The organism is Bartonella sp. AP88XZML (assembly GCF_042195565.1).
In the GTDB taxonomy this organism is placed as follows: Bacteria; Pseudomonadota; Alphaproteobacteria; order Rhizobiales; family Rhizobiaceae; genus Bartonella.
Genome location: NZ_JBHIOQ010000012.1, coordinates 87,599 through 107,744 on the forward strand (window position 1 = coordinate 87,599; position 20,146 = coordinate 107,744).

17 protein-coding genes and 1 other RNA gene are annotated in these 20,146 nt (G+C 36.6%); 6 read left to right on the forward strand and 12 right to left on the reverse strand.

What is annotated here, in order from left to right:
• Positions 1 to 122: 122 nt before the first annotated feature.
• From miaB to ACFIK2_RS01055, 11 genes are all read right to left on the reverse strand, one after another.
• Entirely contained in the window at positions 123 to 1,499 is a 1,377-nt protein-coding gene (gene miaB, locus ACFIK2_RS01005; RefSeq protein WP_375633987.1) for a tRNA (N6-isopentenyl adenosine(37)-C2)-methylthiotransferase MiaB, read from the reverse strand.
• Between the two features lie 31 nt (positions 1,500 to 1,530).
• Entirely contained in the window at positions 1,531 to 2,022 is a 492-nt protein-coding gene (gene rimI / locus ACFIK2_RS01010; RefSeq protein WP_375633989.1) for a ribosomal protein S18-alanine N-acetyltransferase, read from the reverse strand.
• Positions 2,022 to 2,708, reverse strand: coding sequence for a tRNA (adenosine(37)-N6)-threonylcarbamoyltransferase complex dimerization subunit type 1 TsaB (tsaB, locus tag ACFIK2_RS01015; RefSeq protein ID WP_375676796.1), 687 nt, complete (start codon positions 2,706 to 2,708; stop codon positions 2,022 to 2,024). The genes rimI and tsaB overlap by 1 nt, the downstream gene beginning before the upstream one ends.
• 735 nt (positions 2,709 to 3,443) lie before the next feature.
• Positions 3,444 to 4,472, reverse strand: a complete 1,029-nt coding sequence (locus ACFIK2_RS01020; RefSeq protein WP_375633991.1) for a YeiH family protein — start codon at positions 4,470 to 4,472, stop codon at positions 3,444 to 3,446.
• A 69-nt stretch (positions 4,473 to 4,541) separates the two neighbouring features.
• Positions 4,542 to 5,147, reverse strand: coding sequence for a recombination mediator RecR (gene recR, locus ACFIK2_RS01025; RefSeq protein WP_273790577.1), 606 nt, complete (start codon positions 5,145 to 5,147; stop codon positions 4,542 to 4,544).
• 30 nt (positions 5,148 to 5,177) lie between these two features.
• A complete protein-coding gene (locus ACFIK2_RS01030) occupies positions 5,178 to 5,501 on the reverse strand; it encodes a YbaB/EbfC family nucleoid-associated protein (RefSeq protein WP_375606797.1) in 324 nt (107 codons plus the stop codon).
• A gap of 14 nt (positions 5,502 to 5,515) precedes the next feature.
• Positions 5,516 to 7,456, reverse strand: coding sequence for a DNA polymerase III subunit gamma/tau (locus tag ACFIK2_RS01035; protein ID WP_375676797.1), 1,941 nt, complete (start codon positions 7,454 to 7,456; stop codon positions 5,516 to 5,518).
• Positions 7,457 to 7,677: 221 nt separating this feature from the next.
• Positions 7,678 to 7,775: signal recognition particle sRNA small type (gene ffs, locus ACFIK2_RS01040), an RNA gene on the reverse strand.
• 1,590 nt (positions 7,776 to 9,365) lie between these two features.
• Entirely contained in the window at positions 9,366 to 9,773 is a 408-nt protein-coding gene (locus ACFIK2_RS01045; protein WP_375621204.1) for a hypothetical protein, read from the reverse strand.
• 536 nt (positions 9,774 to 10,309) lie between these two features.
• Positions 10,310 to 11,173 (reverse strand): prephenate dehydratase, encoded by an 864-nt coding sequence (locus ACFIK2_RS01050; RefSeq protein ID WP_273790573.1) that lies wholly within the window; start codon positions 11,171 to 11,173, stop codon positions 10,310 to 10,312.
• Positions 11,170 to 11,901, reverse strand: a complete 732-nt coding sequence (locus tag ACFIK2_RS01055) for a 3-deoxy-manno-octulosonate cytidylyltransferase (RefSeq protein ID WP_375618030.1) — start codon at positions 11,899 to 11,901, stop codon at positions 11,170 to 11,172. The genes ACFIK2_RS01050 and ACFIK2_RS01055 overlap by 4 nt, the downstream gene beginning before the upstream one ends.
• A 104-nt stretch (positions 11,902 to 12,005) precedes the next feature.
• Between ACFIK2_RS01055 and ACFIK2_RS01060 the strand changes: the two genes are divergently transcribed.
• Positions 12,006 to 12,569 (forward strand): c-type cytochrome, encoded by a 564-nt coding sequence (locus ACFIK2_RS01060; RefSeq protein ID WP_375676798.1) that lies wholly within the window; start codon positions 12,006 to 12,008, stop codon positions 12,567 to 12,569.
• A gap of 924 nt (positions 12,570 to 13,493) precedes the next feature.
• On the opposite strand, the gene ACFIK2_RS01065 is transcribed toward ACFIK2_RS01060, so the two are convergent.
• A complete protein-coding gene (locus tag ACFIK2_RS01065; RefSeq protein WP_375636671.1) occupies positions 13,494 to 14,288 on the reverse strand; it encodes a molybdopterin-synthase adenylyltransferase MoeB in 795 nt (264 codons plus the stop codon).
• An 87-nt stretch (positions 14,289 to 14,375) separates the two neighbouring features.
• Here ACFIK2_RS01065 and gshB point away from each other — a divergent pair, with 87 nt between their 5' ends.
• The 5 genes from gshB (at position 14,376) to pstB (ending at position 20,135) form a co-directional block, all read left to right on the forward strand.
• Complete coding sequence (gene gshB / locus ACFIK2_RS01070; protein ID WP_375634580.1) at positions 14,376 to 15,323, forward strand: glutathione synthase; 948 nt, start codon at positions 14,376 to 14,378, stop codon at positions 15,321 to 15,323.
• A 133-nt stretch (positions 15,324 to 15,456) separates the two neighbouring features.
• The gene (locus ACFIK2_RS01075; protein ID WP_375627631.1) at positions 15,457 to 16,503 is read left to right on the forward strand and encodes a substrate-binding domain-containing protein; all 1,047 of its coding nucleotides are present in this window, start codon (positions 15,457 to 15,459) and stop codon (positions 16,501 to 16,503) included.
• A 75-nt stretch (positions 16,504 to 16,578) separates the two neighbouring features.
• Positions 16,579 to 18,039, forward strand: a complete 1,461-nt coding sequence (gene pstC, locus ACFIK2_RS01080) for a phosphate ABC transporter permease subunit PstC (protein ID WP_375634579.1) — start codon at positions 16,579 to 16,581, stop codon at positions 18,037 to 18,039.
• Entirely contained in the window at positions 18,036 to 19,325 is a 1,290-nt protein-coding gene (pstA, locus tag ACFIK2_RS01085) for a phosphate ABC transporter permease PstA (RefSeq protein ID WP_375634578.1), read from the forward strand. The genes pstC and pstA overlap by 4 nt, the downstream gene beginning before the upstream one ends.
• Positions 19,326 to 19,376: 51 nt before the next feature.
• The gene (gene pstB / locus ACFIK2_RS01090; protein ID WP_375611792.1) at positions 19,377 to 20,135 is read left to right on the forward strand and encodes a phosphate ABC transporter ATP-binding protein PstB; all 759 of its coding nucleotides are present in this window, start codon (positions 19,377 to 19,379) and stop codon (positions 20,133 to 20,135) included.
• Positions 20,136 to 20,146 lie beyond the last annotated feature (11 nt).

A 20,146-nucleotide genomic window follows, 5' to 3' on the forward strand; every position in this document is an offset into this window, starting at 1 on the left:
TTAAGTAAACTTTATAAAAGACAATTTTTTACAAAAAGTGCACGCTTTAGATGTAATCATTTTCTTTTAAAATAAAAGAGTTTTCCAAAATATTTATTGTGAACAAGGTGTTAGAGGCATGTCTATCTATTTGTCACTTCACCAACAAAACTGTTTGAGCTTGCATTTTTAATATGAATTTCTATCACGCTACCTGTAGAGGCTTCTGTATCGACGACAACAGGTAAAAGCCAAGGGGAACGCCCTACCATTTGTCCTGAGTGACGTCCAGTTTTTTCGATGAGAACGTTCGTTTTTTGACCAATTTTAGAACGCAAAAATGCATTTTGTTGCTCAAGGAGAAGGATTTGTAAATGTTGAAGTCGGGCATCTTTTACAGATTCATCAACATGATTTTTCATTGTGGCTCCCACTGTTCCAGGACGGGGGGAATATTTAAAAGAATAAGCTGAACTGTACTGTACTTGTTGAATAAGTTTAATGGTTTCTTCAAAGTCTTCATCTGTTTCTCCTGGAAACCCTACAATAAAATCGCCTGAAAAGGCAATATCTGGCCGTACGGTTCGAATTTTTTCGATAAGATGAAGATAATGAGAGCTTTTGTGTTGTCGGTTCATGGCTTTTAAGATGCGATCTGAACCTGATTGAACAGGAAGATGGAGGTAAGGCATTAACATATCAAGATCTCGATGCGCGGCAATAAGGCTATCATCCATATCACGTGGGTGGCTGGTTGTGTAACGCAAACGCTTTAAACCATCGAGTTTTGCGAGATGATAAAGAAGATCGCCAAGACGCCAAGTTTTGCCATCAGCACTTTGTCCATGCCAACCATTGACATTTTGTCCAAGCAGCGTAATTTCTTTGACACCCGCTTCGATGAGTTGAAGGGCCTCTTCAGTAATTTGTTCAACGGATCGTGATATTTCAGCACCGCGTGTGTACGGAACAACACAAAAAGTGCAAAATTTATCGCAACCTTCCTGCACTGTTAAAAATGCGCTAACACCTCGTTTTCTTACTGCATGTTTATTATGGGGCGGCAAATGAGCAAATTTATCTTCAACAGCATAGTCTGTTTCGATAATTTTTTTCCCTTGTTTGGCTTTTTCTAACAATTCTGGCAAGCGATGATACATTTGCGGACCAATAACAAGATCCACTGTTGGAGCACGGCGCAAGATTTCACTTCCCTCAGCTTGTGCAACACAACCTGTTACACCAACCATAAGGGGTTTATCAGGTGTGCGCTCTTGACGCATAACGCGCAAACGACCGAGATCAGAATAAAGTTTTTCTGCTGCTTTTTCACGAATATGACAGGTATTAACAAGAATAAGATCGGCATCATTGGGAATTTGTGTTGTCACATAGCCTTGCGAACTGAGACTATCAGTCATCCGTTGGCTATCATAAACGTTCATTTGACATCCATAGGTTTTGATAAAAACCTTTTTAGGAGCAACAGGAGGCGTATTTTTAGGATTTACTTTATTCATAGCGCATGTGTAAATGTTTTTTACACAAATCTCAATCTATTTGCTTAAAAGTTTTTTGCATGATAATTGCATCACCACGACCATTTTTTGACGCGTAGTAGGCAAGACGTTCAGAAATTTTTTGAAATTCAAAGCGTTGATAAAGGTTCAAAGCAGAAAGATTTGTGGCTTCTACTTCCAAGAATAATTTTATGGCGCCCTTGTCGTGAAGATGGTGAACTGTGCTTTCGATAAGAAAGGTACCAATTCCTTGTTGACGATAATGAGGATGAACAGCAATTGTGATGATTTCTGCTTCATCAAGGATGAGACGGCATAGGCAAAAGCCTAAAATTTGATCAGAGCGATCAATGAGAAAAACTTTGTGTCCGAAGATAGAGTGATCTGTTAAGAAATTATCAAAAGCTTGTTTTTCCCAAGAAGGGGTAAAACAATGCTGATGAATTTGATGAAGAGAAGCACTATCATTAACTTGTAGCGGAGCAATTCCAAAATTCTTTTTTGTCAATGAAAATTTGGGCATTATTTTTTTTGTGGTAAAGCAAAATTGGTTTGTTGTTTTGCATCAGCGCTGCGTAGATAGAGTGGGCGAGGTGAATTTTTTGATTGTTTGTTTGCAGCAAGATAAGCATAGTTTACAATATCGGCCGCTTCGCAGGGGATTTTTTCTAGGACAATTTTTTCGTATATTTTATGGTTTTTAACATGCTCCACAACGACATCAGCAGCTGGGCCAGTCAGTCGGGTTTTTTTTGGCAAATCTTCGAGGGTATTTTCAATTGTTTTTAATGCCGGCTCTCCCAAAGGTGTGAGATCATTATGAAAATTTTGATGGTAGAACATTCCTCTCCCTGCTTCAATGACAACAGTAATTGCCGATGCTGTACTTTTACTGTTTATGACTTGTGCTGCTAACGCTTCAAGAGCACTCACACCAATAGCTGGTATTTCAAGTGCTAATGCCAAAGCGCGCGCTGTTGCAACACCGACACGTACACCAGTAAATGACCCAGGTCCAATATTGACAGCAATACGCTCAACTTGATCAAGCGTCATATTGGCTTGTGTCATTATTTGTGTAATCTGCCCAATAAGTTTTTCAGCATGTCCTTTGTTCATGCGCTCATTGATACGCGCAATAATAGATTTATGACGAATAAGCGCAACAGCACAATAAATTGAAGCAGTATCTATAGCAAGGATAAGCATAAAAATATTTTAGTTGAATAAAACGATAAATAAAAGTCCTGCTGTATTTTTAATATTTTCATTATCGTATATTTCATTTGTAAGAAAGTTACTAGTGCCAATAAGCAACAATATCTTTTTATGGGGTAGAACGAGATGTTGATTTAATCCTTATTTTTATCACTTTTTGAATGAGTATCTTGAGTATTATAAGATTCTCTTATTTTAAATCTACTTATGGTGAAACAATTAAAGTTATTAGCTTGTATATTACAAGCGGAGTTAGCGTATGAATCAAAACTGTTGAAGAAAAGAATAAAAACTCCTTTCACGAATCGTTTAAATGTAAGGATTGTCACAACTTTTAAGCTATCAAATAGTACGATGATGCCACTTGTATTACATAGTAAGTAAAAGTAATTTAAAAGAGGAAAAGTTATGACCCCACATTTTTTCCAAATAAGAATATATTCTATCCGTCTTTATATAAAAACCTCAGCGTAATGAGAGCAGATGAAAGAAATGGCATTGTTTTGCATGAGTTACGTATTTCGATACTACCCTGTTGCAAATCATTATGGACTGAAAAGCAAATTTGACAGTTTTCACTTAAATATCAGCTCTTTCAATTTTTTGTATAGAATAATGAGCAGTATTTTAGAACTTTTTCTGGTTTATGAAAGAACTGATTTTAATAATAATGAGGACTTTGGGTTGATTGCATACTACGTTGAAAAAATAATAATCAATACACATTTAAAATGTTATATGATTTAAATCATTTAATTGTATCATGATAAGGCTACAAATACCGAGAATAATTATGGAGCAGGTTGAAGCCAAAATGACGCGCCATCCTGCTTTTTTTAGTGATCGGATATCAACACCTAATCCTAGTGCAGCCATTGAGATAACAGTAAACAACTGGGCAATAAATTTGATGGGATTGATAGCCTTTTCAGGGATAAGACCACTTGAGCGAACAAGCATCATGATAATAAAGCCAATGATAAACCATGGGACGAGGGTATGTAAACGCAAGCGTGTTTGTGCTGATCGGCGATAAATGATTGATAGAGTAAAAATAACAGGGCCTAACATGAGAACCCGTACTAATTTGACAATTGTTGCAATTTGAACACTCAGAAAAGAGACAGATGCTGTTGCTGCTAAAACCTGTGGTACAGCATAAACAACCATGCCAGCAAGCACACCATATTGGCTAAATGACAAATTCAGAGACGGATGTAAAAAGGGTAGAAATAAAATAATAAGAATTCCTAAAAGAGCAGTGAAGGCAATTGACGCGGCTACATCGTCATGTTTTGCTTTTATGACAGGTGCAACGGCGACAATAGCTGAATTGCCACAAATAGCATTCCCACAAGCGACCAGCATTGCTAAATGTGTAGAAAGCCCGAAAAGTCGGCCGATGGCAAAGCTCAGGATAATCGTTACGAATATCACGAATATGATACTAGCAAGCAAATTCCAGCCAGCTGAAAGGACTGCGTTAATGCTAATGCTTGCTCCTAGAAGAACGATAGCAATTTCGAGAAGTGTTTTTGCACAAAAGGTGATACCTTTTTGAAAATATGTTGGCAAAGGAAAACAACTACGGATAATCGATCCTAAAAGAATTGCCAAAACAATGCTTTCAAGCCAAGCTTGTCCAAAAAGCTGTTTTTCTACGACTTCTAAGCCATAAGCTAAGGCTGATATGAGTAAACATACTAGAATACCAGGACCAAAGTCGTTTAAAAGTGAGAGTTTTTTCTTTATCACTTGAATATTTTCCCCATACAAAGAAATAATAGTAAATAAAACGAAATAACAGGTAAGAGAAAGAAATTTTTAAAGATTTGTTCTTGCTTGTACAGCTGCTGCTAAAGTTCCGTCATCAAGATAATCAAGCTCGCCTCCTACAGGGACACCATGAGCAAGTCGCGTAATTTTAACTGGAAAATTGGAAAGCTGATCGGTGATATAGTGAGCAGTTGTTTGACCTTCGACAGTCGCATTGACAGCAAGAATAATCTCCGTAATAGGGTTTTGTACAACACGTTGTATTAAGGTGGCAATATTGAGTTCATCAGGGCCTATTCCATCTAAGGGGGAGAGTCGTCCACCCAACACATGGTAACGTGCGGCTAAAGTTTTTGCGCGCTCAAGAGCCCACAGATCAGCAATATCCTCAACAACAATGATTGTTGTATCATCGCGGCGTAAATCTGTGCAAATTGAACAAGGATCAATGGTATCGACATTTCCACAAACAGAACAAATGCCGACTTTTTCTATAGCTGCTTGTATAGCCGCTCCCAAAGGCTCCAGCAATGTCTCTTTTTTTTTGATAAGATGAAGCGCAGCACGACGTGCTGAACGTGGACCAAGACCTGGTAACCGTGATAAAATCTGAATGAGACGTTCAATTTCAGGTCCTGCAATGTATTTAGACATATTTTTGTCCCACGGAAAAAATCCGCTTCATTAAAATGGAAGCTTGAAACCTGATGGGAGTGGTAGCCCTGCGGTCATACTTTTGGTTTTTTCTTCTATTGCGACTTCGATTTTTGTTCTTGCTTCATTATAAGCCGCCATAATGAGATCTTCAAGAATTTCAGCTTCCTCAGGTTTGAGTAATGAAGGATCAATTTGAATTGCTGTTATAATATTTTTGCCATTTAAAGTGATATTGACGAGACCACCCCCTGCAGTGCCCACAGCTTGCAGATTAGCTATTTCCTCCTGAATCTTCTGCATTTTTTCTTGCATTTCTTTGGCTTTTTTCATCATGCTCATCATTTCACGCATAGGAATAGGTATCCTTATTCATCATTGATATCATTTTTATTTTTAAAAATATCAGCATTTTTAAAGGTATTGGGGAGTAAATCAAGATCATTTTCTTCTTTATTGAGTCGAATATCGACAATTTTTGCTTCTGGGAAATGATTGAGGATTTTCGCGATATCAGGATCTGTTTCTGCATTGGAAAAAAGAGTCTTTTGAATCGCTATACTTTCCTCCTGTAAGGTTGGGCCACCTCCTTCATTAACAAAAGTTATTGTCCAGCGTTTTTCAGTCCATTGAGATATCTTTTTTTCTATATCATGAGCAAGAAATTGTGGGGTATTTTCAGAAAGTCTCAAGGTAATATGCCCAGCTTCAAAAGAAACAGGATGAACAAATTCTTTAACAAGGAGTTTGAAAGGAACGTCATTATGCTGTTCGGCTAATTGAACAATATCGTGCAAAGAATTAATCACGAGAGTTTTAGGTTCAGTAATCTTTTCTGTTGTTTGCGTGACAGAATGCGATAAATTTGCAATCTTTTCAGAAAGATCAGTAGATTGAGAAGTTTCTAGAATTTCTGTTACTTCTTGGGCGTTGATTTTGTCATGGTTTTGATTTTCAACTAAATTTTCTGGTTGTAAGGAATGATCTAATTGGTTTTTCAAAGATGTTTTTAAATCTGATTGATCGGCTAATATATTTGAAACGCTCGAGGAAGCATGGGCTCCGACCATGGTTTCTTTTGTTATATTATTTGCATTTGTAGATTCTTGATGAGAAGAATTTTTAACCAGTGTGAGAGGCGTTTTTTCTTGCGTAAGCTTTTTTAAAGCCTCATCAAGAGTTGGTAAGTCAGCCGTGTGAGCAAGACGAATTAAAAGCATTTCAGCGGCTTGAAGAGGACGTGCAGTTTGATTAACTTCCTGTAAACCTTTGAGTAACATTTGCCAGTTTCGGGATAAAATAGGAACGGAAAGTTTTTTTGAAAAGTCTAAACTTCTTAAACGTTGTTCTTCAGTCAGAGAGAAATCTTCCACTATTTCTGGTGTAAAACGTAAACGTGTGACCAGATGATTAAAATCGGCTAGTTCTGTCAATATAGTAAGAGGATCAGCACCTGCTTCATATTGACTGCGTAATTCATGTAACGCATTGACAACATCGCCCTTCATGATAAATTCAAAAAGATCAATAATACGTGCTTGATCCGCTAATCCTAACATTGTACGCACCGCAATAGCATTAACATTGCCATTGCTATGGGCGATTGCTTGATCAAAAATGGATAATGCATCACGTGCAGATCCTTCTGCAGCACGGGCAATCATAGAGAGTGCTTGATCTTCTACTTCTACCTTTTCATATTTCGCAATTTGGCGCAAATGTGCACTCAAAGCTTTTGATTCAATACGTCGCAAATCAAAACGTTGGCAACGCGAAAGAATTGTAATAGGAACTTTGCGAATTTCTGTTGTGGCAAAAATAAATTTCACATGGGAAGGTGGTTCTTCAAGAGTTTTCAATAAACCATTAAAGGCTTGTGTTGAGAGCATATGTACTTCATCGATAATATAAACTTTATAGCGTGCAGAAACAGGACGATAGCGTATTTGTTCAATAATTTCACGAATGTCATCAATGCCCGTATGAGAAGCGGCATCCATTTCTATAACATCAATATGGCGCCCTTCGATAATTTGTGTGCAATGTTCACCAAGAGAGTCCAATACAGTTGTTGGTTGGTCAATATCTTTTGTTTTATAATTAAGCGCACGTGCCAAAATACGTGCTGTTGTGGTTTTACCTACGCCACGAATCCCTGTTAACATCCACGCTTGTGCAATACGACCTTTTTCAAAGGCGTTGGTGAGAGTACGCACCATAGCTTCCTGACCAATGAGGTCAGAGAAGTTTTGGGGTCGATATTTACGAGCAAGAACACGATAGGCTGTTTCTACCGGTAAATTTTCCATGAATATTTCCAACTTCGAAGTTTTTTATGCGTACATTTTGATAATACAAAAGCATAGATCAATACTGTAGTCTCATATAAAAGGATTTTTTCTTAATCAAATTATTTATGGGACAATTTGTTTAAAATAACCAAATCCCTTTATTTGCTGCATACAAATGCCGCTCTGAAGATTAAAAATACCTCGCTAAAAGACAGCATAAAAATAATTTCTTCAGCAAAATAGGAGGTTGGAACGATGACCCGTACCAGAACTCGTTGGGGCTGCTTCTTTCCAGACCTGACCCAGTTGGCGAGTAGTTCGTCCACCACCAACCTCCCAAGTTCATATTGTCGATTTGGAATGAAAAATCAAGCTCAGAAACGAAAAATATCCTAAGAAAGACGAAGAATTTTCCTTTGCGTTTAATTTATTAACATATAAACAACAAAGAGGTTGAGGATTTATTAGTTTTTATAGCAGTAGCTCTGCATATTTATTTGGTATGAAAATATCTTTTCGCTTAAGATAGTCTGAATATATAATTATTCTCATTCGCTGAAACATGTAAGAGTTTTAAGATAGGTACGTCTGTTCTAAAACTACGAAATTGAATGATTAAAAATTTGCAACGATAAAAAAGGCAAATAAAGCAGATAGATCATGTAATTGGCTAACATTCGAAAGTTAGGGGGAAGAGTGCTATTTAAATAATTATAAAATATTGCTTTAATGGTGTTGCTCATCTATACAAAACATCCCAAACATAATACATTTAATGTTGTACATTCACAGGCTTTTTAAAGAGCTATTGTTCAATACTCTTAACTATATTTCAAACTCCACTCATAAATAGTATATATGCTTCCCTTGAGGTATAAATCCATTGTGCACTATCCTCTTTATGCTTAATAAAAGTATAAATTTTAGCCCTCATACTACTTAACAACTCCCAATGTTGCGATCTCTTGCACTTGAGAGGCTTTATAAGAAGCATTTTTATTCCTTTTTTAATCGTTTTTACTCACACATCACTTCCATTTGTAACTTTCAAGGAAACAAATTTAATTGATTTCAATATGAGATTTAAGATGAGAGAATCTTACTTTATTTGTGGTTTTAATTCAGTATAAGAAAATCAAAATCTTATAATGATAAGTCAATATCTTAAATATCGTATAAGAAACCCACCTCATTTCTATAGTGAATGAGAATATCAAATATGTAATATTTTTGCTTTTAACATATATGAATATAAATACTAAATAAATGTTATCGCTCTTTTTTTGCGTGCTTGTTCTTTTAATTAAAAAACATTGATGTTCATCACAAAATGGATCAATATATGAATTTCCATTATTTGAGAAAAGATTTCATATATTTTTAAGGGATTGTACTCAGCAAGAGAAGATGCAACATTAAACGCTATAGAAATAAGAGGGTAATGATTTTATAAGCATAAAAATGGTTCTTATTCGATATAAGCGACATTTTATAGTTTCAAATAATTATATTCTTTAATAAGGAGGGAAAAGCGAGATAAATTTTTATAAAAAGCTGAATGAGTATGACTTAAAGTGCAGTGAGGAATGCATCTGTAGATGCAAATTTTACTTTTCTGTTTATCTAAGTGATTTGGGTACGATGTGCTTTATAGTACTTAAAATAAAGCAGTTGCGAAGATAGAAGTTATATTCTTATTAAAAAAATAGCTCTGATAGTAGAAAATACAGAACAATTTAAGTTTAGTCTTTTAGTTTTCGCAAAAGTTATTTAATATCTAACCTTATGAGCAGCTTAAGGTTTGCCATATTAGTATAAAAATAACCTCTTCAGCGATTAGTTTTAATAGCTCATCATGCCGTATTTTGAAAAAAACACCTGAAAAAAAGAATAACTCTACTCAAATTTAGATGTTATAGAAATATTGTTAATCATAACCTCCTGTGTCACAATCTGTTCCAACAACTTTTTTGTTCGTAATATTTTTAAAAATATAATGTCCTGACCAAGGAAAACTTATATGAAGAGATTTTATATTTTTTAGGGTAAAGATTTTCTTTTCTTTATCATGGGTTATTTTCTTTTCATCATCAACAAAAATTCTCAATTTGTTTAAATCAGAAGGGGCAGAGTATGATAAAGTAAAGGATACTTTCTTCGGTTTAAAGGTATTACAAGAGTATTCAACTCCTTGCTGGAATGTATAGGATGGTGTGATCACAACACTTTCATCCCGCGCAAAATTCCATTTTTTTTCACCAAAGCCAGCAAATGCAACACTAGAGTAGGCGAGAATATTTGCGGCTAATAATCCTCGCGTGAAGACTTTTTTCATTATCCTCTCCTTTTTTCTAAAGTGAGGTGAATCATAAATCAGTTTTTATAAAGATACAAGTTCAAACTTAACGCTAAAATCAGGGCTAAGTTGCATTTTTTAGTTTTAAACCATGTTTAGAATGATATTAATCTAAGAGTTTCGAATGCTCTATTATGTATAATAATTTGAATTGTTTTGAGAGCTAATTTAGAAGTTCGTTATCTTTATTGGAATATTGTCAGAGGAAATGACTTTTCTCAAGAGGCTCTCTTTGAATATATAAAGGGAAATAGATGGTACAAGCGTTTTTATTTTTGGTTACTGTGTTTTTTTACACTGGTTTTTATACGAGTTGAATTGCGGTTTATCATGATATAATTTGTGAGAAAATATTATGAAAATAATTTATATATTCTATTACGAGCTGTTTTTTCTTCTTCAGTGTTTATGAAGGGTGTTGAGTAGAAAAAACGAGCCCTTTCAAGATGCGTTGCATTATGAAATTTTTATGATGTTTTTTGATATCAATAAAAATGATGGCAGCTTAATTGCTTTTATATATACGATGTTCGATCGTTTTGTGCTGGATAAGTACCGATAATACGCAGTTCTGCAGAAAAGAAAGATAATTCTTCTAAGGCAAGTTTCATCATCGGGTCTTCAGGATGTCCTTCAATATCAACAAAGAATTGTGTTGCATTGAAATTTCCACCAATTTGATAGCTTTCTAATTTTGTCATATTGATACCATTCGTTGCAAATCCTCCCATAGCTTTATAGAGAGCAGCGGGGACATTGCGCACTCGAAAAAGAAGACTGGTGATGATTTTTTCGCCATTTTGAGGTTTGGGGACATGCCGTTTGGAGCGTGAAAGGATGACAAAACGGGTAATATTATGAGGGTTATCTTCAACATCTCTTTCAAGAATATCAAGTCCATAGAGTTCTGCTGCGATTAAAGGTGCTAAGGCAGCCTGTGAACGTTTAGCATTTTTTTTAATAAATTTTGCAGCTCCAGCGGTGTCAGCAGAAACAACAGGTTTCCAACCGTTGTTTCGTATGATTTTTCGGCATTGTGCAAGGGCATGCGTATGGCTGTGGACGGTTTTAATTTCGTCATGTGTAACGCCGGGCAAAACCATGAGTTGAAAATGGATAGGTAAAAAATATTCATCAATAATATAAAGAGATGACTGCGGTAAAAGATGATGAATGTCTGCAACGCGTCCCGCAAGGGTATTTTCAATAGGGATCATAGCAAGATCAGCTTTCCCGCTTTCCACTAAATTAAGGGCGTCTTCGAAAGTAGCAGAGGGAACAGCATCCATATTGGGGAACATATTGGAGCAAGCAATATGGGAATTAGCGCCGTATTCTCCTTGGAAAGAAATTTTATTAGTTTTTTTAAGTATTTTCATGCTAAAATCTCACAAACTCTATCGAGATCATGTTGTGTATCTACACCTAAGGGAATTGTATCGACTATTTCCACATCAATACGCATATTGTTTTCTAATGCACGTAATTGTTCAAGTTTTTCACGTTTCTCAAGTGGTGAGGGTTTGAATGATACAAATTTCTCAAGTGCTTCGCGCCTATAGGCGTATATTCCAATATGGTGATAAAGAGGACCCTCTCCATAAGGTGCTTTGGCGCGCGTAAAGTAAAGAGCACGAAGGCGATTTTGAGAAAGCGGTGTACCAATGATTTTGACAACGTTGGGATCTCTTGTTTCATTTTCTTCAATGATTTGAGCACCCAAGGTTGCAATATCAGTAAAGCTATTTTCTAAAGGGCGTAGTGCACGAATGATTTCACGAGGCATGATTGTTGGTAGGTCACCTTGTATATTTAAAATGGCGTTGTAGCGTTGTTCAGGATCAATGCGCACTAAAGCTTCATAAATACGATCAGATCCAGACTTATGATCACCTCGTGTTATGATATATTCATGCCCATAATCTGCAACAGCTTTAGCGATATCATTATGATCTGTTGCAACGATTGTACGTCCTATTCCAGCTTTTTTGGCTTGTTCTGCGACATGAACAATCATCGGTTTTCCGCCAATTTCAGCGAGAGCTTTTTGAGGAAGACGGGTTGAGCCCATACGGGCAGGAATAAGAATAATTGGTTCAAGAGCCATTGTAAGATTCCCAATGTCATTTGTGATGCATTTATGATATTGTGTGTTATAAAGAAAAAGCTTAAACTAAAAATTGTAATGAAACCGTGAACATTTGAGTTTTTATGAATCGCCCGATATTTATTTATTTTATTTGTGCTTGTTTATGTGTGCTGGTTGCTATTGTGGGGATTTTCACACTCAGCAATATAGTTTACGATCATCCTACATCAGTCCAATATCATCATACAGTTGCCAAGAATGATATATTTCAAGAAAAACAAAAAGCACCTGATGTTTCCCTATCACTAAATAGCCGCCTTCAACAAGGCAATTTTGAAAATGGCCGTAAAATTTTTCGCCAATGTGCCATATGCCATACTTCTGGACGCAATGAAGCAGGGCGTGTTGGTCCAGTTCTCTGGAAGATTGTTGACCGCCCTTTGGCATCAGCAGCAGGTTTTACTTATTCACGGGCATTGCGTGCTCATTCTGATCAAAAATGGGATTTTATCACTTTGGATCGTTATCTACGTTCTCCACGTGAAGCTTTTCCTGGGACTATTATGTCTTTTCGTGGAATTAAAAATGACCAAGATCGTGCCGATCTTTTGCTTTATTTACGCAGTTTATCCGATCATCCTGTTCCTTTACCAATGGATAATAATAAAGCGAACGAGCCAAATTAACTTATACCATAGATGTTAACTTTAGAAAGAAGTCTGATTTTTTTGTAATTTTAGTTTCATAGTTTTATAAAAAGAGCTCTTATTGATGTTTTGTTAGGGGGAACGCCCCTCACGCAAAACAGAACACATTTAACATTGCATATTGACTCGCTTATTTTAAAGAGCTCTTATATAAAAATGCACTCTTTACGCTGTCATCTGCGGATTGGTTTTCAAGATTTGTGTGCTTCACTTTTTCTACATATACTTGTCTGTGAAATTATTGCTGAAGGATTATCAATTCATGAGCCGCAGCTTTCTGCTTCTGAATGCAATAATTATGTAATTAAAGCTCTCCATGAAGTTTATCTCAATCCTTCTATACACATCAATCCCTATGTACTTTTACATCAATTCCCATGTATTTTTCTTATGAACAGAGATAATTGATTGTTCTTATACGTGCAATAATCCTAAGCTGCATTTTATGATGCTTGATGAATAGACGTTTTCTCTTGAGGTTAGAGATGTATGGACAGATCATTGACCTTTTATAGTATCGATCACTAAAATATAACTTAGATTATTTATTTATAGGTTATGGTTTGAAGTAAGCACTTTCATGTGAAACAATTTTTATGTGTGAATAGTAAAATAGTTGAATAGAGTTCTGCTGATTGTATTTTTATCTACGTCGAAAATTTTTTACACAAGAATACTGATAGCAGCTACGTTCCCACGAGTCTCTGTCCATTTATAGACGATGACATGAAATTATGATGATAATCCATTATAGAGAATTATTTTTTCACAAAAGGTTTGCCATATTTGTGATAAATTTAATAGGTTTCATTGGTTACAATGTTTCGATGACTTGCGATAAAATAATTAGTATTTCAATACATATTGCGAGAGTGCTAAAAATTAGTGGAAGAGAGGACATAATCATGATTCTCCAAGCTCCTTAATAACTATGGTATTTTCTTTATAATTTGAGCGTTTATAAGTAATAATATTAAATTGCGCTAATAATCCATTATAGAGAAGAATCTTTCCTACTAATGGCTCTCCGATGTTTGTGATCATTTTAATAACTTCCATTGCTTGTAGGGTTCCAATAACGCCAGGTAAAACACCGATGATTCCAGTTTCAGCGCATGTTGGGATAGTCCCGTGAGCTGGAGAGGTGGGGAATAAATCGCGATAGTGAGGATTATTGTCTTTATATGGCATAAGGACGGTTAATGAGCCATTAAAACGTTCTACAGCACCACTTATTAAAGGTTTTTTACATTGGGCAGCGTGATCAGCAAGAAGATAGCGTGTCGTAAAATTATCACTTCCATCAACAATGATGTGGTAAGCATTGAGCAGTTTATCCACATTACTTTTGTCTAAGCGTAGGGTGTGTTTTTCAACTATAACATGGGGATTTATTGCTTTTATAGTGGTTTCAGCACTGTCTGTTTTACTTTTTTTGATTGCATTTGTTTTATGAATAACTTGGCGTTGTAAATTGGAAAGTGAAACGATGTCGTTATCGACAATTCCAAGAGTTCCAACACCTGCGGCAGCCAAATAGGTTAAGACAGGAGCACCAAGACCACCAGCGCCTACAACAAGAACACGTGCTTTTTTTAGCTTTTGTTGCCCTGCACCACCAATTTCAGGCAAAATGATGTGGCGTGCATAGCGTTCGATTTCTTTGTTGTTTAATTTTATATCTGTTTCTTGTGTCATAAATTTTCTCTTGTCATAGTTCTTTTATTGTTTACTAAGTTTATGATGCATAGACCAGTCTGCTTTTAGGATAGAGAGGATTTATTTATGAAAATTGCCATTCAGATGGATCATATTTCAACAGTTCGGATTCAAGGAGATACGACATTTGCACTCGCTTTAGCAGCCCAAGAACGTGGACACTCTCTCTTCCATTATACACCAGATCGTTTATCTCTATACGATGGTTGTGTGATTGCACGACTAGAGCCATTGATTGTACATGATAAAGAGGGAAGCCACTATCGATTAGAAAAGCCTGTTCGTACGGAATTAACAGATATGGATGTGGTTCTTTTACGCCAAGATCCACCTTTTAATCTCAATTATATCACAACAACTCATTTGTTAGAACGTATTCATCCTAAAACACTCGTTGTGAATGATCCGGCATGGGTACGCAACAGTCCAGAAAAAATTTTTGTTACTGAATTTTCTGATCTGATGCCAGAAACATTAATTACCAAAGATATTGAAGAAATAACAGCTTTTAGAGAGACATTTGGCGATATTATTGTTAAACCACTTTATGGAAATGGGGGCGCTGGTATTTTTTATTTAAAACAAGATGATCGCAATTTAGCATCATTGTTGGAAATATTTGCAGAAATTTATCACGAACCTTTTATTGTTCAGCGCTATTTAGAGGCAGTACGAAAAGGAGATAAAAGGATTATTTTGCTTGATGGTACACCTGTTGGAGCTATTAATCGAATTCCGACAGAAACAGATGTGCGCTCTAATATGCATGTTGGAGGTCGCGCGGAAAATGTGGAGTTAACAAAACGTGATTATGAAATTTGTGAACGCATTGGTCCAGCATTAAAGGAACGCGGTCTTCTTTTTGTGGGGATTGATGTGATTGGAGATTATATAACAGAAATTAATGTGACGTCTCCTACGGGAATTCGTGAAATTAAACGCTTCTGCGGTATAGATGTTGCTCATTTGTTTTGGGATGTTATTGAGTTCAAGCGTTCAAATGAATTTATTTGACAGAGGACAAAAACATGGTTTTAAAAAAATGATCCATGTTGTTTTTTATATTTGTTATGTTGCAAATGTGAACTAGAATGACCGTATGATATAAATTAAGAGGCTTTGTTTTCAATTTTTAGGGAGTTTATAGATGAACAAAGTATTATCAATTGGAGTGGGATTGATTTTTGCGCTACTGCTGTCAGCAAATGGAGGCAATGCGCGCGATCAAATACAGATTACTGGTTCATCTACAGTTTTACCTTATCAAAAGATTGTTGCTGAAACATTTGGAGAAATTTATCCCCATTTTAAGGTTCCTGTTATCGAATCGGGAGGAACAGGAGCTGGTATTAAGGAATTCTGCCGTGGTATTGGGGAGAACACTGTTGATATTGTTAATGCTTCGCGAGCAATGAAACCGAGTGAATTACAGTCTTGTTTTGATGCTGGTGTAAAAGATGTTGAGGAAATACGTATTGGGTATGATGGCATTGTTTTTGCAACTGATATTAAGGGGCCTGATTGGAAATTACAGCCAGTAGATGTTTATAAAGCCCTTGCTGCTCGAATTATTATAGACGGAAAGTTGCAACCGAATAATGTTTTGAAATGGAGTGCAGTTAATAGTGCTCTTCCTGATTGGACGATAGCAGCGTATATTCCTGGAGAGAAGCATGGGACACGTGAAGTTTTTGAGGAAAAATTACTTACTAAGGGGTGTAAAGAGAGTGGGGCAGTTGAGGTGATGAAGTCTTTAGGAATGGATGATAAGGAGATACACACTGCTTGTATTGCGGTACGTAAGGATGGAAAAGCGGTTGATATTGATGGTGATTATTCTGAAACATTTGCGCGTCTAACTTCTAATAAAACAGGGGTTGGTATTTTTGGTTTGTCGTTTTATCAAAATAATGCTGATAGGCTAAAGGTTGCCGATATTAACGGTTTTGCGCCAACAGTTGAGACGATTTCTAGTGGACAATATCCAGTTTCTCGTCCGCTTTTTTTCTATATTAAGAAAGCACATTTAGGTATTATTTCAGGTTTGCGAGAGTATGTTGATTTTTTTCTTTCTGATCAAATGATTGGTCCAGAGGGTCCTTTGGCTGAATATGGTTTGATTGTTTCTCCTGAAAAGGAACGTCAAGCACAGCGTTCTGATTTTTCTGCTGGTCGAGTAATGACATTGAAATAATTTGCAGGGAAAATTTGTTGGATTTCTGAGATAGGAAATTTGGGTGCTATTTTTTTATAAAAACTGAAAGATAAAATGCGCATTTCCTTCATTGTTTTGCTATTATTGATTTTTGGATTTTGTAGCTTTTGTATTTCTTATATGCGAGCATGCATTCTTGAATACAGACAACATAAAATGCATTCTCGTGCGTATTATTATGGCTGGTGGACATTTTTGATTACTGTTATTCCAGCTTTTATTTTTTTAATTGTTTGGGATGCTGGGAGTACAATTTATTTAGAATATAATGCTTCTCGAGAGCTGGGGGCGTATAGTGCGCATGTAACAGAGCCTGTAAATCACGATCTACTTTGGGAGACACTTCGAAGTCTCGTCAAAAAGATTCATCGTTTTGAGGGGAATCTTTCTACCGCTTCCTATAAGGAAGTGCAGGCACAATTACTCGCGAAGGGATTGATTTTACCCGATGAAGCATCAGATGATGTGTTCAAAATAGCACAGTCGTGGGTATTTTCTTCTGAAAAGCTTAAATTTATAGGTTATGTTTTCCTTTTTGCTATTGCGTCCTTTGGTTTTATCTGTGGAATGATGCAAATTGCGCCTCATCAACGTGCGCGTAATAAGGTTGAATCTTTTATTATTATTGGATTGATTTGTGCATCTATTGTTGCAGTCTTGACAACAATAGCCATTGCGCTTTCTATGCTTTTTCAGACAGTAAGCTTTTTTCAGTCTGTATCCTTTTCAAATTTCTTTTTAGGAACAGTTTGGGATCCGCGTTTTTCCGCGAGCGGTTCCAGCGATGAAGTAGGACAATTTGGTTTAATACCGCTTCTTGCTGGTACGCTTTATATTGCATTTGTTGCCATGCTTTTTGCTGTACCTATAGGACTATTTTCAGCTCTTTATATGGCGGAGTATGCTTCTGCGCGATTGCGAGCAATTGTAAAACCATTGTTAGAAGTTCTTGCTGGCATTCCAACGATTGTTTATGGCTTTTTTGCTTTGAAGGTTGTGGGACCATTTTTACGTGATCTTTCTGCTTCTCTCTCAGACGGGGTTAGTTTTATTATGGCACAAAGTGTTTTGACCGCTGGAGTTGTGATGGGAATTATGTTGATACCTTTTGTTTCCTCTTTATCGGATGATGTTATTACGGCTGTTCCACGCATTTTACGTGAAGGTTCTTATGGTTTAGGCGCAACGCAATCTGAAACAATTAAAAAAGTTGTTATACCAGCAGCGCTTCCAGGGATTATGGGGGCCATTTTGTTGACGGCATCGCGTGCAATTGGAGAAACAATGATTGTGGTTTTGGCGGCAGGTGTTGCAGCAAACTTAACACTCAATCCTTTTGAAGCAATGACTACGATGACTGTTAAGATTGTTAATCAATTGACCGGTGATTTTGAGTTTAATTCTCCACAAACTCTGGTGGCTTTTGCCTTAGGGATGACGCTCTTTGTTATGACACTTTTGATGAATATTCTAGCTCTTTATATTGTGCGTAAATATCGGGAACAATATGAATGAATGAAGATTTTTTTCCTCGTCGCAATATTAGTCTCAATCGTCGGTATTGGGCTGAACGTCGTTTTCGTGCCTATGGTTTGATTGCCATTTTTATTGGTTTGTTTTTTTTATTTGCGCTTTTATGGTCTATCATTAGTCAGGGTTATACAGCTTTTTTTCAAAGTGAAATGACATTGTCGATTTATTTGGATGAAAAGATCATTGATCCAAGTGGTCAACGTAAAACAAAACCACAAGTGCTCATGACGGCGAATTATCCACTTCTTGTACGCAATGCTTTAGCAAAGAAACTTAATATCAATCAAAATGATCGAGCCTCTCTTCGAGACGTTAACCGTATGTTTTCGAATGGTGTCCGTGTTCAACTGCGTGAAATGGTGACAAAAAATCCAAAACTGATTGGCACAATGCAAAAAGTTAAAGTTTTGGCATCTGCGGATATTGATTCTGCTTATAAGGGACAGATTGATTTGCGTGTAGCAGAAAAAAACCGTAAAGTTTCTAATCGACAAATAGAATGGATAAAGCGTTTAGCGCATGATGGTACGCTTTATAAAACATTTAATATTGGTTTTTTTACATTTGGCGCTTCAAGTCGTCCTGAGACTGCGGGATTAGGTGTTGCGATCATTGGTTCTCTTTATATGATAGGCATCGTTTTATTAGTTTCACTTCCAATAGGTATAGCAACGGCTCTTTATTTAGAAGAATATGCACGCAAAAATAAATTTACAGATTTTATAGAGGTTAATATCAATAATCTTGCAGCTGTTCCTTCAATTGTGTTTGGTCTTTTAGGACTCTCTTTTTTTGTTAATTTTTTAGGATTACCACGTTCAGCCTCTTTTGTTGGTGGTCTTGTTTTAGCGCTCATGACTCTTCCCACGATCATTATTGCAACACGTTCTGCTCTGCGTGCTGTTCCTCTCTCTATTCGTGCAGCAGCTTTGGGGTTGGGAGCATCAAAAACACAAATGATTTTTCATCATGTTGTTCCTTTAGCTGCGCCTGGCATTTTGACAGGCACAATTATTGGAGTCGCTCAGGCTTTGGGTGAAACAGCTCCTTTGCTTTTGATTGGAATGGTTGCTTTTGTTGTTAATATTCCTACGACCCCCATGGATCCAGCAACGGCTTTGCCTGTTCAAATTTTTATGTGGGCGGGTGAAGCAGAGCGTGCTTTTGTTGAAAAGACATCAGGTGCTATTATTGTATTGATGATTTTTCTTGCGATCATGAATATTTCTGCGGTTTTTTTACGTCGACGATTTGAACGCCGCCAGTAATTTTAATAAAATAACAGCTTTGATAAGATTTTTGTAAGGTGAATTTTTGTAATGAAGATTAAAATGCGCGGTCAGGATGTGAAGGTTTCTTACGGAGATAAAGAAGCACTCCACGGTATTACACTTGATATTCCTGAACATCAAGTAACTGCTTTGATTGGTCCATCAGGATGCGGAAAGTCAACTTTTTTGCGTTGTTTTAACCGTATGAATGATACAATTGAAGGCGCTAAAACAACTGGTCTTATTACCTTAGATGGGGAAAATATTTATGACACACGGATTGATGTTGTAGAATTGCGCGCTCGTGTTGGAATGGTTTTTCAAAAGCCCAGCCCTTTTCCAAAATCTATATTTGAGAATGTTGCGTATGGTCCACGCATTCATGGTTTAGTTAAAACACGCTCTGAATTGCATGATGTCGTTGAAAAGAGTTTGAGGCAGGCAGGTTTGTTTGAAGAAGTAAAAGACCGCCTTCATGATCTTGGAACAAGTTTATCAGGGGGACAACAACAGCGTTTGTGTATTGCACGTGCTATTGCGGTTAGTCCTGAAGTTATTTTGATGGATGAGCCATGTTCAGCTCTTGATCCCATTGCGACAGCACGGATTGAAGAGCTTATCGATGCGTTACGGCAAAATTATACAATTGTTATCGTAACGCATTCCATGCAACAGGCCGCACGTGTTTCTCAATATACGGCTATGTTTCATTTAGGGCATTTGGTAGAAGTTGGTGCGACTGAAATGATCTTTACCTCACCAAAAGAGCAACGGACGCAAGATTATATTACGGGGCGTTTTGGATAGGTGAATTGAGG